Origin of the sequence: Arsenicibacter rosenii (assembly GCF_001870735.1) — a bacterium.
GTDB classification, from domain to species: domain Bacteria; phylum Bacteroidota; class Bacteroidia; order Cytophagales; family Spirosomataceae; genus Arsenicibacter; species Arsenicibacter rosenii.
On record NZ_MORL01000009.1, the window covers coordinates 98227 to 113292 of the forward strand.

Annotated in this window: 11 protein-coding genes; 3 read left to right on the forward strand and 8 right to left on the reverse strand. The window is 53.7% G+C overall.

What is annotated here, in order from left to right:
• Positions 1-2: 2 nt before the first annotated feature.
• The 3 genes from BLX24_RS17340 to BLX24_RS17350 all read right to left on the reverse strand — a co-directional run bounded on the left by BLX24_RS17340 (position 3) and on the right by BLX24_RS17350 (position 2738).
• A complete protein-coding gene (locus BLX24_RS17340; protein WP_071504446.1) occupies positions 3-620 on the reverse strand; it encodes a rhomboid family intramembrane serine protease in 618 nt (205 codons plus the stop codon).
• A gap of 54 nt (positions 621-674) precedes the next feature.
• Positions 675-1337 carry a phosphatidylserine decarboxylase family protein gene (locus BLX24_RS17345; RefSeq protein WP_071504447.1) on the reverse strand — a complete coding sequence of 221 codons (663 nt, stop codon included), beginning with the start codon at positions 1335-1337 and terminating at the stop codon, positions 675-677.
• A gap of 126 nt (positions 1338-1463) precedes the next feature.
• Positions 1464-2738, reverse strand: coding sequence for a Glu/Leu/Phe/Val family dehydrogenase (locus BLX24_RS17350; protein WP_071504448.1), 1275 nt, complete (start codon positions 2736-2738; stop codon positions 1464-1466).
• A 354-nt stretch (positions 2739-3092) separates the two neighbouring features.
• Between BLX24_RS17350 and BLX24_RS17355 the strand changes: the two genes are divergently transcribed.
• Positions 3093-3479 carry a TraR/DksA family transcriptional regulator gene (locus BLX24_RS17355; protein WP_071504449.1) on the forward strand — a complete coding sequence of 129 codons (387 nt, stop codon included), beginning with the start codon at positions 3093-3095 and terminating at the stop codon, positions 3477-3479.
• A gap of 51 nt (positions 3480-3530) precedes the next feature.
• Here BLX24_RS17355 and BLX24_RS17360 read toward each other — a convergent pair whose 3' ends face one another.
• On the reverse strand, positions 3531-4427 hold the full coding sequence (locus BLX24_RS17360) for a LysR family transcriptional regulator (RefSeq protein WP_071504450.1): 897 nt from the start codon (positions 4425-4427) through the stop codon (positions 3531-3533).
• Positions 4428-4504: 77 nt separating this feature from the next.
• Between BLX24_RS17360 and BLX24_RS17365 the strand changes: the two genes are divergently transcribed.
• Positions 4505-6445: a CocE/NonD family hydrolase gene (locus BLX24_RS17365; RefSeq protein ID WP_071504451.1), complete on the forward strand. Its 1941-nt coding sequence runs from the start codon at positions 4505-4507 to the stop codon at positions 6443-6445.
• Positions 6446-6497: 52 nt separating this feature from the next.
• On the opposite strand, the gene BLX24_RS17370 is transcribed toward BLX24_RS17365, so the two are convergent.
• The 3 genes from BLX24_RS17370 to BLX24_RS17380 form a co-directional block, all read right to left on the reverse strand.
• The gene (locus BLX24_RS17370; RefSeq protein WP_071504452.1) at positions 6498-7817 is read right to left on the reverse strand and encodes an APC family permease; all 1320 of its coding nucleotides are present in this window, start codon (positions 7815-7817) and stop codon (positions 6498-6500) included.
• A 41-nt stretch (positions 7818-7858) separates the two neighbouring features.
• Positions 7859-8890, reverse strand: coding sequence for a galactitol-1-phosphate 5-dehydrogenase (locus BLX24_RS17375; RefSeq protein ID WP_071504453.1), 1032 nt, complete (start codon positions 8888-8890; stop codon positions 7859-7861).
• Between the two features lie 194 nt (positions 8891-9084).
• On the reverse strand, positions 9085-10674 hold the full coding sequence (locus BLX24_RS17380; protein WP_071504454.1) for an McrB family protein: 1590 nt from the start codon (positions 10672-10674) through the stop codon (positions 9085-9087).
• A 274-nt stretch (positions 10675-10948) separates the two neighbouring features.
• Between BLX24_RS17380 and BLX24_RS17385 the strand changes: the two genes are divergently transcribed.
• Positions 10949-11878: an MBL fold metallo-hydrolase gene (locus tag BLX24_RS17385; RefSeq protein WP_071504455.1), complete on the forward strand. Its 930-nt coding sequence runs from the start codon at positions 10949-10951 to the stop codon at positions 11876-11878.
• A gap of 129 nt (positions 11879-12007) precedes the next feature.
• Here BLX24_RS17385 and BLX24_RS17390 read toward each other — a convergent pair whose 3' ends face one another.
• Positions 12008-15031 carry an FAD-binding and (Fe-S)-binding domain-containing protein gene (locus BLX24_RS17390; RefSeq protein WP_071504456.1) on the reverse strand — a complete coding sequence of 1008 codons (3024 nt, stop codon included), beginning with the start codon at positions 15029-15031 and terminating at the stop codon, positions 12008-12010.
• Positions 15032-15066 lie beyond the last annotated feature (35 nt).

Sequence of the window (15066 nt, forward strand, 5' to 3'; positions counted from 1 at the left end):
GTTTAAAAAATCCAGTTATAAACCTGCTGCGAGAAGGATGATAACACCGGCGGATATACCACAATCATAAAGAGAATGCCAAACAAGGCCCCGTATGCGTGTGCATCGTGGTTGACATACCCGACCCCGCGACGTGATGCCCAGAACGAATAGCCCAGATATAACAGTCCGAAGATAAAAGCAGGCATACACAGAGCGAAGTACAGACAGATATCGCCCAGCGGGAAAAACAGAATGGATCCGAAGATAATCGCTGATACACCGCCGGAAGCCCCCAGTGAGTTATAGCGGGAATCGTTGCGGTACCGGATCAGGGTTGGGATATCGGAAACCACAATGGCTAACAAATAGAATACCAGCAGATAAACCGGGGCACTCCCGCCAAACAGAGCAGCAAAGACCTGTTCGATCTGGTTCCCGAAAATGTAAAAGCTGAACATGTTAAAAAACAGGTGCCCCAGGTCGGCATGCAGAAACCCTGAGGTCAGCAGCCGGTAATACTGCTTTTTCTTAACGGTCTTGTATGGATTCAGTATCCAGTTATCCATCATGGATTCATCTCTCCATGACCATAGACTGACTATTACTGTGATGAGAATCAGAGCAAGCGTAATCGACATTAGCTAGTTGTTTAAAGATCAGAGGACACCCGTACTACGCAGGCCGGGGCCTTTTTAGTTCATTTCGGCCAGTACGGTAACGCCACCTTTGGTCTTTTCACCCATTTTGACGTTGATTTTGGCGTCCAGCGGAACGAAAACGTCAACACGTGAACCAAACTTAATAAAGCCCATTTCGCTGGTCTGCTCCACGGCTTCACCTTCGCGCACATACCAGACGATGCGGCGGGCCATGGCTCCGGCAATTTGCCGGAAAAGCACCTGCACACCGTTTTTCGCTTCGATCACCACCGTGGTCCGCTCGTTTTCAGTACTGGACTTAGGATGCCAGGCTACGAGGTATTTACCCGGATAATAACGGAAGTAACGGACAATACCGGAAATCGGATTGCGGTTTACGTGCACGTTAATCGGCGACATGAAAATGGAAATCTGACGGCGTTTGTCGTGAAAATACTCGGTTTCTTCGGTTTCTTCGATCACGACCACCGTCCCGTCGGCCGGTGCGACAATCTGTCGTTCATTGATGGTCAACTGACGGTCAGGAACGCGGAAAAACTGAACGACAAGCAGGAAAAGAATCAGGCTGATGCCGGCGGTGGCATAGATTGCCGTGGCATTTCCGGCGAAAAGGTATTTGTAAGACAGGAAGTTAACAGCCAGCAGGACAGCGCTGGTTGTCAGAATGATGGTATTACCTTCGCGGTGGAGACGCATGGAGAACGAGATGATTACGATACAGTCCGCAAAATGCGGTACGATTTACAACATACGAATAATGCCGGCAAAGATAGCCATCGTACCTTGTAAATCGTACCGTACCCGGCTTAAATCGTAAATCGATTAGTAGCCACCGCGGAATTTATACGTACTCGCTACTTTATCGATGGCAACAATATACGCCGCTAAACGCATAGGCACCTGATGTTTCTGGGAAGTGGCAAACACACGGTCAAAGGCATCTTTCATCACACGGTCGGCACGGCGGTTGATCCGGTCAAGCGTCCATTTGTAGCCAATCCGGTTCTGTACCCATTCGAAGTACGATACCGTTACCCCACCGGCATTAGCCAGAATATCCGGTACCACCATAATGCCCTTGCTGTTGATAATTTCGTCGGCACTGGCCGAAGTCGGACCGTTAGCCCCTTCAACGATCATTTTTGCCTGAATATACGGCGCATTCTCATCAGTAATTACATCCTCTTTAGCCGCCGGAACCAGCACATCGACCGGCAGGGTCAGTAACTCCTCGTTTGAAATTTTCTCCGCTCCCGTAAACCCTTCGAGGGTTCCCCGGTTGTTGTTCCGGTACGCAATGGCAGCGTTGATATCGATCCCTTTCGGGTTATAGTACCCTCCCGAAATATCACTGACGGCGACTACCGTAACCCCCCGTTCGTGCAGCAATTCGGCGGCATACGAACCGACGTTACCAAATCCCTGAATGGCGGCCGTTGCGCGGTAAGGATTCATCCGCAGTTTATCCATCGCCGACAAGGCGGCGATGGTTACGCCGCGCCCCGTTGCCTCTGTCCGTCCCAGCGAACCTCCCAACACCAGGGGTTTACCGGTCACGACACTGTTGACGGTCATGCCTTTTGCTTTCGAGTATTCATCGACGATCCAGGCCATTTCACGCGGGCCGGTCCCCATGTCAGGTGCCGGAATGTCGCGGTCCGGACCAATTACATCCAGCATGGCTACGGTATACTGACGGATCAGCCGTTCGATTTCCCCAGCCGACATTTCACGCGGATTACAGGCAATACCACCTTTGGCACCCCCATACGGAATGTCAACAACGGCACATTTCCAGGTCATCCAGGCCGCCAGTGCCCGGACTTCGTCAAGGTGCACACCCGGATCAAGGCGGATCCCTCCTTTAGCGGGGCCCAGAATGTTGGAGTGAATCACGCGATAGCCTTCAAATACCCGGATTTCTCCGTTATCCATCGTCACAGGAAGGCCGACAATTACCTGACGGGCAGGCACTTTAAGAATGTAGTACATTTCTTCGCTGATACCCACCATGCGGGCCGCAGCATCGAAACGCGACATCATTGATTCAAGAGGATTCTCTTTATCTTTTATTGGAGCGGGTTCTATATATCCCATAACCAGTCAAAATATAGCACTATTGATGAAGTGTAATCAGACACTGTTGATGAAGTGTGATGCAATATTAACAAATCAAAAACGATAATGTGAAAAGAATATTTTTTCCGGGAATTATCTAATACAACAAGGTGCGAATAATCAGTTAATACTATAATCAATAGCCAAATTGTGTTATGTCTGCCAGTGGCTTACCGAAATATTAATTGGTATTTTTTCAGGATGACAAATCGCTAATTTTTTTAAAAATCTTTGCTTTATCCGGAATTTATTGAAAAGAACCAATGATGTGAGTAATTTTGTTACTCATACAACCTGAGTTGTTTTGTTACATTTTAGAGAGCCCACTTACCCATGTTTCAGGAAGAGAAAAAACGTTACTCAGACGACGATCTCAAAGAGTTCGAAGAGCTGATTAGCAAGAAGTTGGAAGACACTCGTAACGAATTGAATTACATCAAGGAAACGTTGAGTAAACGGAACGACAGTGGTACTGACAATACGGCTGGCAACTCAAAGTTGTTAGAAGACGGTGCAGATGCCAGTGAGCGTGAAAACCTCAGCCAGCTGGCGGCACGGTTACAAAAATTCATTCAGCAGTTAGATGCTGCCATGGTCCGTATTAAAAACAAGACCTATGGCATTTGCAAAGACACCGGAAAACTGATTCCGAAGGAGCGCCTGCGGGCCGTACCGCATACCCAGCAAACGATTGAAGCCAAACTTCGTCAATCAAATTAAGATTTTCAGCCAGCAGCACGTCCATCCAGCGTGCTGCTCTTGTTTTCAGAGTTAGACGCGGTTATACTGATGGCGGGCAAAACGCAGAAAAGTCTCCGCCAGGCCTTCATGAGCCCCCTGTAACTGAATGGCGTAAAAATCGCGCCGGATGGTAAGCCCCGCCACATCTACAACCTGCAACGTACCGGCCTTCAGTTCATCCCGCAGCGCGTGAATCGACAAAAACGCAATACAGCGTGAATGCAGCAGGTAGGTTTTGATACTCTCTGAATTGCCCAGATACATCTCAACGGTCAGATCACTCATCCGGACATCAACGCCACGGAGCGCATACTCAATGACTTCGAGTGTGCCGGAGCCGCGTTCACGCAGCAAAATCGGAGTAGCTTTCAGCTCGGCCAGGCTGATTTCGTCGCGGCCCGACAACGGGTGACCGGCACGCATCACCAACACAATTTCGTCCTGAACAAACGGCGTATAGCGTATATCGCTGTGTCGGGTACGGCCTTCAACCAGGCCCAGTTCAATGTCTTTTTTGAGCAGTGCCTGCTCAATCTGAAGCGTATTACCACTTGCCAGCGACACGGCCACATCGGCATATTGAGCGTGAAAACGAGCCAGAATCGGGGGAAGCAGGTATTGAGCGATGGTACTGCTGCCGCCCAGCCGCAGGTTGCCCCCGACTTTATCCTTCAGTGCATTCAGGTCAAATTCCATCTGCCGGTAAGTGGCCGCAATGGTTTCGGCATGCTGCTGCACAATCTGCCCGGCTCTCGTCAGAAAAATCTGGTTGCCTTTCCGCTCAAAAAGGGCTGTCCCGAACTGGGTTTCCAGCTCATGAATGTGCTTTGTAACAGCTGGTTGTGAAATATACAGTTCCGCAGCCGCCTTGGTAAAACTTAGCCGGCGGGCTACCGTGTAGAAAACCTGTAAACGAAAATCAAGCATAAAACGAAATCAGGCCTCTTCTCCGCGCAGTTGGTCGGTAAAGCGTGCTATTTTTGTCGAAAGATACTAAAACACCCATGTTTTCTACGAAAAAACACCTGCTTACGCTGATTGTTACGGCCATGACTTCGGCAACAGCAATGGCACAAAGCACTTCACCCGACACAGCCTTTGTCCGGCAAAACTATACGAAGCTCGACCGGCAGCTGGTCATGCGCGACGGTACAAAACTGTACACCATCATCTATGTACCCAAAGATGCCGGAGCCACCAACAAATACCCGTTTCTGATGGAGCGGACGCCCTATTCGGTTGATCCCTACGGCGAAAGCAAGTACCCGCGTACAGGACCCGGGCCTACCCGCGATCTGTCGCAGGAAAAATACATCTTTGTTTATCAGGATGTACGCGGGCGTTATATGAGCGAAGGTGATTTCGAGGAAATGACACCTGGCCATGATGAGCCTAACGCACACCTGAAAACGGCAAAACCGAAAAAGGGCAAATCTGTGCCCGCTAAAGGCCCCGTTGATGAAAGCACGGACACCTACGATACCATTGAGTGGCTGCTGAAAAACATACCAGATAACAACGGCCGCGTTGGCATGACGGGCATTTCGTATCCGGGCTTCTATGCTTCGGCGGCGTTACCGGATGCCCACCCTGCCCTCAAAGCTGTTTCCCCGCAGGCACCGGTAACGGATGAGTTTATCGGCGACGATGCACGGCACAACGGTGCGTTTTTCCTGCTCGACAATTTCTCATTCATGAATTACTTTGATGCGCCGCGGACCGGTCCGGTACAGAACTACGCGCCCCTGTTTTCGATGCAGACGAAAGATGCGTATCAGTATTTCCTGAATCTGGGTCCGGTCAAAAATGCCAATGCAGCGAATCTGTACAATAACAAGGCTAAAATCTGGAACGAGTATCTGGAACACGACACCTACGACGACTACTGGAAATCGCGCAACATCCGGACACACCTGAAAAACGTTAAACCGGCTACACTGGTTGTTGGGGGCTGGTTCGATGCCGAAGACCTGTTTGGCGCACTCCGTACCTACGAAGCCATTGAAAAGCAAAGCAGCGGCAACCAGAACCAGAACCGGCTGGTGATGGGGCCGTGGACCCACGGCGCCTGGTCGCGCGACAACTGGTCGGAATTCGGCCCGTTCAGCTTCGGGCAGAATACGGCCAACTATTACCGCGACAATCTGGAAAACCAGTTTTTTGCCTTTTACCTGAAAGACAAAGGCACCTTTACGGCGGGCGAGGCAACGCTGTTCAATACCGGCACCAATGAGTGGAAATCGTTTGACACGTGGCCACCGGCCGCTGCACAGGCGCAGACATTCTATTTCGGGAATAACGGTATCTTAAACACAACGGCACCGGCCCCAACCGACGCCTTTGATGAATACGTCAGCGACCCGAAAAAACCGGTGCCTTACACGGACGGCATTTTCCCGCGCCGCAACAACCAATATATGATCGAAGACCAGCGGTTTGCGGCCCGTCGCCCGGACGTGCTTGTCTTCCAGACCGAACCGCTGACGGAAGATATGACGTTGAGCGGCCCGGTTATGGCAAACCTCTTTGCCTCTACCACCGGTACCGACGCCGATTTTATCGTGAAAATCATTGATGTATTGCCCGACAACACGCCGAATCCAAACCCCAATCCGAAAGGACTGCAAATGGCAGGCTATCAGCGGCTGGTGCGGGCCGACGTGATGCGAGGCCGCTTCCGGAACAGTTTCGAAAAACCGGAAGCCTTCACGCCCGGTCAGGCCAGTAAGGTCAGTTTTACGCTGCCGGATGTGCTCCATACGTTTCAGAAAGGCCACCGGCTGATGGTACAGGTGCAAAGCAGTTGGTTCCCGCTCGTTGACATGAACCCGCAGACGTTTGTCCGGATGAAAGATGCCGAAGCCAAAGACTTTCAGAAGGCGACCATCCGTCTGTATCACGACGCGGCCCATCCGTCGGGCATTACAGTTAATGTGTTGAAATAAAGCACGAAAGTGGTGGCACGACTCTCAGTCGTGCCACCACTAATCACCCTGCTCACTCAACCTGCGGAGCGCGTTTGATAAGCCGGTAAATCGGGTAGCTGATGACGATAAAGCCCAGCGCATAGACACTGCCCATCGGATCGCCGATGATGGCCCCGACCAGAAACAGACAGGAAACAATCAGTAACGTCCAGGTTGAAAACGGATAGCCCCACGCCCGGAACGGCCGTTTCAGGTCCGGTTCGGTATGCCGCAGCCGGATCAGCGAAGCAAAACCCGACGCATAACACATCACAAAAAAGAAGGTGGCAATGTCGGACAGCTTGGCATAGGTATTCGTCAGAATCATCAGGATCGACATGGAAGCGGTAAAGATCATGGCAATGCCTGGCGTCCCTCCTGCATTTACCGGCGTCATCCACCGGAAAAACAAGCCATCCCGCGCAATCGCGTAAATCACCCGCGGGTTGAACATAATCTGCGCATTGATGATGCCCATGATCGAAATCATCAGCAGAAACGTCACCACCCGCGAGCTGCCTTCCCCGTAAATCAGCTGAATGGCGTCGGCAGCCGGTAATTTCGATTGTTTGAGCTGCTCCAGCGGCAGCACATACAGCAGGGCCAGATTAACCAGCACATAAATGCCTATAATCATCAACACCCCGCTTACCATGGATTTCGGCAGGTTTTTGTCCGGATTAACGTCTTCTTCGGTAAAATAGGCCGCCGTGTGCCAACCGTCGTAGGTATAAAATACGGCTTGCAGGGCAGCCAGGATACCGACCCACATGCCCCCTTTGGCCAGCGGTTCAATAACCTGCGCCGTGGCAGGCGTTTTGTCGGGCGCATAGAAGAAACAAGCCCCCACCAGAATCAGCAACCCGATGGCTTTCAGAAAACTCATGACCTCCTGCGCCTTACTCGCCAGCCGGACGCCCATCCAGTGAAAGGCCACAAACGCCGCCAGAATACCGATGGCTACGGCCTTGAGCGAGGTACTCAGCGACGGGACCAGCAGCCCGATGTATTCGCTCATCACTGACGCCGAAAACGCCATGGCCGAAATACTGCCCAGCCAGCTACTGATGCCGATGACAAACCCAACGTAATCGCCGAAGGCACGCCGCGCGTAAACATACCATGCCCCTGCCTTAGGAAGCATCGTCCCCAATTCGATGACGGAGAGCGACCCGACCAGCGCATAAACACCCACAATAAGCCAGATGGCAATAATCAGCGTCGGGCTGCCGAGGTCATTGGCGATGGTGCCGGGTTTGCGCAATATGCCGGTGCCGATGGTACCGCCGATGGTAACGGCAATTCCAAATCCGACACCCAGCAACTTCAGGAGTTGGGTACGTTTAGCCATGTAGTCTGTTCAGGTTGTTATGGGGTAAGCGATACGGAAAATCAGGGTTTCAACACGACCTTGATCAGGCCTTTTTCTTTCTGGTAAAGTCGTTTAAACCAGTCGGGGCCCTCGGTCAGCGGAACCTCAGCACTCAGAATAGCTTCGACATTCATACGCCCCGACGAGATCAGCGCCAGCGCAGCTTCGTATTCTCCGTTAATCGCGCATGAGCCCTGTAGCCGCAGCTGACGCGTTACAACCGCCTGCAGCGGAATCTCTACGCTGGGCGCTAAGTTACCGACCAGCGTAACCGTTGCTCCTTTCCGGACGCAATCGATCGCTGTCCGGACGGTTGGGCCCGCCCCGACAACTTCAAAGGCCACATCGGCACCGCGTCCGTGGGTATGCGCCTGCACCTGCCTCACTACCTCATCTGTTTTGGCGTTCAGCGTAACGGTTGCGCCTAATGATTTAGCCAGAGCCAGCCGGTCGTCGTCCAGATCGATGGCAATGATGGTACCACAGCCGGCCAGCTTGAGGGCCTGAATTACAAACAGGCCGATCATACCCGCCCCGACCACAACGGCCGAATCGTTGACCTGAACCGGTGTCAGGCTCAGCGCATGCAACGCCACCGCGACCGGTTCGACAAGGGCCGCCTGTGTGAAGGATACATTATCGGGAATGGCATACAGGATATGTTGCGGAACCACCACATATTCGGCAAAAGCACCATGGCGTTTGAAGTCCGGCGTGGAGACACCCACCACTTCGCGGCCATCGCTCAGGTTGTACTGCCCCCGCCGGCTATACCAGTCATCGAGTGCATATACGGTCGAATCGAACGTAACACGGTCACCGGTAGCCCAGCTATGGACAGCCTCCCCGACTTCGGCAATGATACCCGATGCTTCGTGCCCCATGATAATGGGCGGAATCCGGCGGCCGCTGCTGCCATCCATGCCATGTACATCGCTCCCGCAAATACCCACAGCCTGGACACGCACCAATACGTCGTTCGGGCCGGGCGCAGGTTTCGGGACATCCTGCACGTCGAAATGATTGTATTCTGTTAATACGAGTGCTTTCATAAAGCGGATAAGGGTCTTTATTGCTAAAGTAGGAAGAAACAATTTATAATGGCCACGAAAGCAGGAAACATACCACGAAGACGCAACGACCGGAAGAAGCCCGAAATTTTCTTATCTGAAGACAAGAAACTAACACATACCACTATGTAATCTGAACCCTTCGTGCTCCTTCTCCTCTTCGTGCCTTAGTGGTTTTAAGGGCGTTGGTAAATGTAGATAAAGGCTTCTTTAGGCACTTCATCAAAGGCACCGCTTACCAGATGCGGGTTGATTTCGTAGGTCACTACTTCGTCGGCTACTTCGGGGTCTTCGCCGAAAAGGTCGCGGGTCATGGCTGGCGTATACTGTTTTTTTACCCAGATCAGGCGTTGCTCCGGCGCTTTACCCCATGCCTTATGATCGCCGAGTACCCACTGAATTTTCCGCCAGTCGCCGTAAAAATATTCCTGCAACAGCGGAATAATGCTGTCGCGGAACACGGCACACAGCGCTGCCACGGTTTCGATGCCCATCAGGTAGGCGTGGCCGATCTGATGGTCGCGGTCATAGAGGTATTCGATCCGTTCGTTGACTATCCGCAGCAAAGCGGCCAGGTCGATGCCATCAGGGGCCGTCAGCAAGGAAGCATTGGGCATCACCTCGCGGAAACTAAACCGGCGGCGCAGGGCCAGATCGAGCAACGCAATTGACCGGTCGGCCGTATTCATGGTACCAACCACATACAGATTGCCCGGAATCCCGAAGCGTTCCTGCGAATAGGGCAGTGTCAGCCAGACCTCGTCGGGCTGGCCGAGCCGTTTGGTATTTTCGAGCAGCGTGATCAGTTCGCCAAGAACGCTGGCAATATTCGCGCGGTTGATTTCGTCGATGATCAGGAAATGCGGCGGGGCCTGCGCCAGTTTCCGCTGCCGGTTGCCGGCACTGTCGTTCAGGCAATCGGCCATGGTCGGATAACCGGCTTTTTGCAGGGCGTTCTGGCAGGCGCGGTAAAACAAGCCCTTCCGGACGCGGTACAGCACCTGATTGCCCATTGTCTCCGGCCGGATGCCTTCCACAAACTCTTCGTAGCTGAACGCCGGATGAAAGGTCACAAAATCGGCGGTTTCGTTGCTGAGCTCGTGGCGGGTCGTGTAGGTTTTGCCGGTACCAGGCGGGCCGTATAAGATCAGGTTCCGGGGTTGATCGGGCTGTAACGGTACCGGTGCGGTATAGGCGCCTGCATCTTCCTGTACCTCAGCGGTCAGCCCCCGTTCGGCCAGTGTCGGGTCGTCCGCCAGCCGCAGCAGATCGCTCAGATAGGCTTCGTCTTCGGCCGCTTTATAGACGGCAGGGTTATGCAGCGCCGTATGCGGACCCCGTTTGCTGTTTTCGGCCAGTTCGAGCAGGCAGTCTTCCCAGCATTTCCGCAACACCGGATGGGTGAGCAGGTGCACATTGGCCTGACCAAACACCGCCGATACATAGTCTGATTTTTCCGTCAGCGGAATAAACTCAGCAATATCGAGGCGGCTTAGTTTTTCCTGACAATCGCGCTTAACCGTCAGCCAGTACTCGACCTCTCCGTAGCGGGGTTTGTGGAGTCGTAACGCCTGAAAAAAATTAACATTGGCCGCAATCGCTGTTTTATCTTTCCGGACCACAAACGCCAGCCGTGGATCGCCGTTCGGCAGATTCACAATATCGATCAGCTCTTTCAGTAACCCGAAGTAGCGCCGGATGGCTTCCGGATGGTCAATGGCCCGGATACGTTCGACGAGGTGTTGTTGCGGATTGTCGGCAATCATGCGGTATTTAATCTGAGACAAAGTCGGCTAAACTACAATTTTTCGGACAGTTTTTTGAGCAGTTCTGCAAGTCTCCGGTTGTCTTTCTTTTGACAGGATTACATGATTTTCGTTTTGTCCGTTCGTAAGGCGCAGTTCTGCAAGTCTCCGGCTGTCTTTCTTTTGACAGGATTACATGATTTCCGTTTTACCTGTTCGTTAGATGCAAGTCTCCTGTTCATCCCGTAATCCTGTCGGTTTTTAATTAACTTCCGGCACTGATAACCGTTTGCCTATGAAATCCTTTTTCTCCGGTCTGTTCCTTTTGCTGCAGGTTTCCGTGCTGGCCCAATCGACTGACCAGCCGTTTTTGCTGGTGCTGGGCGTGGCGCAGGACGGCGGTTATCCGCAGGCAGGGTGTGAAAAATCCTGCTGCGCACCGGTCTGGGCAAATCCGCCACTTGAGCGATACGTGTCGTGTCTGGGGCTGGTTGAACCGGCTTCCGGCAAGCGCTGGCTGTTCGACGCTACCCCCGACTTCCGGGAGCAGTTACGGTGGCTTCAGCAAACGTCCCCCGCACCGGCTACCAAACCGCTCGACGGCATTTTCATCACCCACGGCCATATCGGCCATTATTCCGGACTGATGCATCTGGGGCGGGAGGTCATGGGCGCACAACAGGTAAAGGTATATGCCATGCCACAGATGCAGGGCTTTGTGCGGCAATTCGGGCCCTGGAACCAGTTACTGAAGCTGTCGAATATTGCCCTGCAACCGCTTAAAGCCGATAGTACCCTGCAGATCAGTCAGGGGTTGCGGGTTACCCCGCTGCTGGTGCCGCACCGCGCGGAATACACCGAAACGGTCGGCTACCGGATTGAAGGGCCTAACCGGAAAGCGGTATTTATTCCCGACATCGACAAATGGGAACAGTGGGAACGGCCGATTGAAGCGATTATCCAGGCTAACGACTATGTGCTGATCGATGCGACGTTTTTTGCCGACGGTGAAATTCCGGGGCGGCCGATGAAAGAAATTCCGCACCCGTTTGTGCAGGAAACCATGGAGCGGCTCGCCAAATTACCACTGACCGAACGCGGGAAGGTATACTTCATCCATCTCAATCACACCAATCCGGCCTTACAGAAGGGCAGTCCGGCACAGCAGCTGATCGAAAAGAACGGCTTTCATCTGGCCGAGCAGGGTCAACGGCTGGGGTTGTGATACAATATTCTTATATTTATCTACAGATAGCATTTGTATCGTTTGTCATCCCGACCGCAGGAGGGATCTTACCGCATTCTTGTGGTCAGAGATCCCTCCTGCGGTCGGGATGACAAAAAACTATAATCCTTACACCAAAGCCTCAAACAAAATCTCGGCCGGATGCTGTGCTTTGCGGCCGGTGCCGTCTTTAATCTGATGGCGGCAGCTTGTGCCGGGCGCCGCAATCAACACGTCGGCGGGCTGCTGCCGGACGGTCGGGAATAAGACCAGCTCACCGATCTGCATCGATAAGTCATAGTGCTCCTTCTCATAGCCAAACGAACCCGCCATCCCGCAACATCCCGACGGAATCAGCTGAACCGTATAGTTTTTCGGCAACGACAACGCTTTTTTCACCGGTACCAGCGACGATAGCGCTTTCTGGTGACAGTGGCCGTGCACCTTAATCATCCGCGTGTCGGTACGGAACGCCTCGGTACGAATCCGTTTGGCATCCGCTTCATGGGCAAACCATTCTTCAAACAGATAGGTGTGGCGGGCAATGTGCTGCGCAGCCGCTTTCAGCTCATCGGGCACCAGATCCGGATATTCGTCGCGGAATGTCAGAATGGCCGACGGCTCCAGCCCGACCAACGGCCGGTCTTCGCTCACGAGGTCTTTGAACAGGGTTACGTTGCGGATTGCCAGTTCACGGGCATCGTCCACCAACCCTTTCGACAGATAGGTCCGGCCGCTTTCTCCGTGTTCCGGCAGCTGCACGGCATACCCCAACCGCTCCATCAGCTGAATGGCCTTCTGACCAACCTCCACATCGTTGAAGTTCGTAAACTCATCACAGAAGAAAAGTACCGTACCATTCACCGCCGGAGCAGCCGGTCTGGTACCTTTGCTCCATGCCCGCAGGGTTTTGGCACTCAGCCTCGGCATAGTCCGTTCAGGGTGAAAGCCCACGAGCTTGTTGGCTACCCGACGCAGGGCCGGCGCGTCATAAATGGCATTGTAGGCCCACGGCGCCAGACTGGCCAGCGACATCAGCCGTGTAAAGTTACCCACCAGCCGCGCCCGCAGCGGAACCCCTTTCGCGCGGTAGTGCTGCTGCGTAAACTCGGCCTTCATGCGGCCAATGTCCACACTCGACGGACACTCCGCTTTACAGCCCTTGCACGACAGACACAGGTCCAGTACCTCTTTCACCGCTTCATAATCGTGTTCGGCGGGTGAATCTGTTTCGGTATAAAAATGCCGGAGCATGTTGGCCCGGGCGCGGGTTGTATCCCGTTCACGGCGGGTTGCCATAAAGCTCGGACACATCGTTCCGCCCGTAATTTCGGTCTTGCGGCAATCGCCCGAACCCGAGCACTTTTCAGCCAGTTCGAGCATGCCGCCATGCGCCGAAAAGTCGAACACGGTTTTAGGCTGCGGAATGGCCTTGTCGGCTTCGTAGCGCAGAAACTGGTTCATCGGCGGCGTATCGACCACCTTGTTGGGATTGAAAATGCGCGGCTCATCCCAGAGCACCTTAATCTCCTGACACAGTTTGTAATTGGCCTCGCCCAGCATAAAGGCGATGAACTCGCCCCGTAACCGGCCGTCACCGTGTTCACCGGACAGCGAGCCGCCGTATTTTTTAACCAGCGCTGCTGTATCGGCCAGCAGATCACGGAATGTCTTCTGCCCCTCCGACGATTTCAGGTTAATCAGCGGCAGCACATGCAGTTCACCGGCACCGGCGTGTGCCGAGTATTCCAGCGCCAGTCCGTGCCGCTCCATGGCCATGTGCTCCAGTTCATCGATGTAATCCGGCAAATCAACCGGATCAACGGCACAGTCTTCAATCACGTTGGCGGGTTTAGCATCGCCCGGCACGTTGTACATAATACTCAGACCGGCTTTTCGCAGGTTCCACGGCTTTTTGGTTTCTTCACCATACAGCACCGGCCAGGCATAGCCCAGTTCTTTTTCCTGTAGGGCAGCCACAAAGTTTCCGGCTTTCGCCTCCACGCCCGCCAGTGTATCGTCGAAAAACTCAACCATCAGGATCGCTTTCGGGTCGCCGCCCTGCGAGTGACTTTCCACAAAGCCCCGGTTTTTGGCCTGTTCAATATTGGTTTTCGTCAGTTGCAGGATGTAGTCGTCTACCAGTTCCGAAGCCATGCACCGGTGCGCCAGCGCTACCAGATTGGCCTCCAGCGACTGGCGTAAGGTCAGGAAATGGGCACACACCAGTGCCACTTCCTTCGGCGGCAGCGGCAGCAGATTCAGCTTCGCTTCCGTGACAAAGCACAGCGTACCTTCCGAACCGGCAATCAGGCTGGCAAAGTTGAATACAGAAGCGGATTGCAGATCCGCACGTATTTCGTTCCGGATGGCTGACACATCCGCAACAGCGGGTTCGTCAAAAAACGGCAGCAGCGCATCCACGGCGTAGCCTGTGTTCCGGCGCGAAACGGTGGGTTTCGGATAGCCCGTCCGGATTGTCTCCCGCCGTTCGGGATCTGAAAGCCAGTCGCGGAACTGCTGGTACAGCCGCTGTTCGAGCGGGCTGGACACATGCTCACCACGGCATTTTGCGTCAAACTCCGCGCGGGTCAAGGGCCCGAACGTTACTTCGGCTCCATCGCTGAGTACCGTTTTTACTTCCAGCAAATGGTCGCGGGTGGTTCCCCAGACAATCGAATGCAGGCCGCATGAATTATTACCGATCATTCCCCCGACCATCGCACGGCTCGCCGTCGAGGTTTCGGGACCGAACAGCAACCCGTATGGTTTCAGGTGCGCATTCAGATCGTCACGGATGACGCCCGGCTGTACGCGTACCCAACGCTCCTGCTGATTTACGGCCAGAATCTGCCCGAAGTATTTGGACATATCGACCACAATTCCACTGCCCACCACCTGACCGGCCAGCGATGTACCGGCGGCTCGCGGAATCAGGCCGACCCGTTGTTCGCGGGCAAACGTGACCAGTCGTTTCAGGTCCTGTACAGATTTGGGCAGAGCCACAGCAACCGGCATCTCCTGATAAACGGACGCATCGGTGGCATACAACATCCGCTGCGCTCTGTGTTCAGGCGATTGGTCGAAATACAGGTCACCCTCAAAATCAGGACGCAGTCGGGCAAAAGGCAATTGGGCAGGTACGTAAAACATGCAGTTGAGTCAGGTCTGGCGACCGGCCGGAGCCG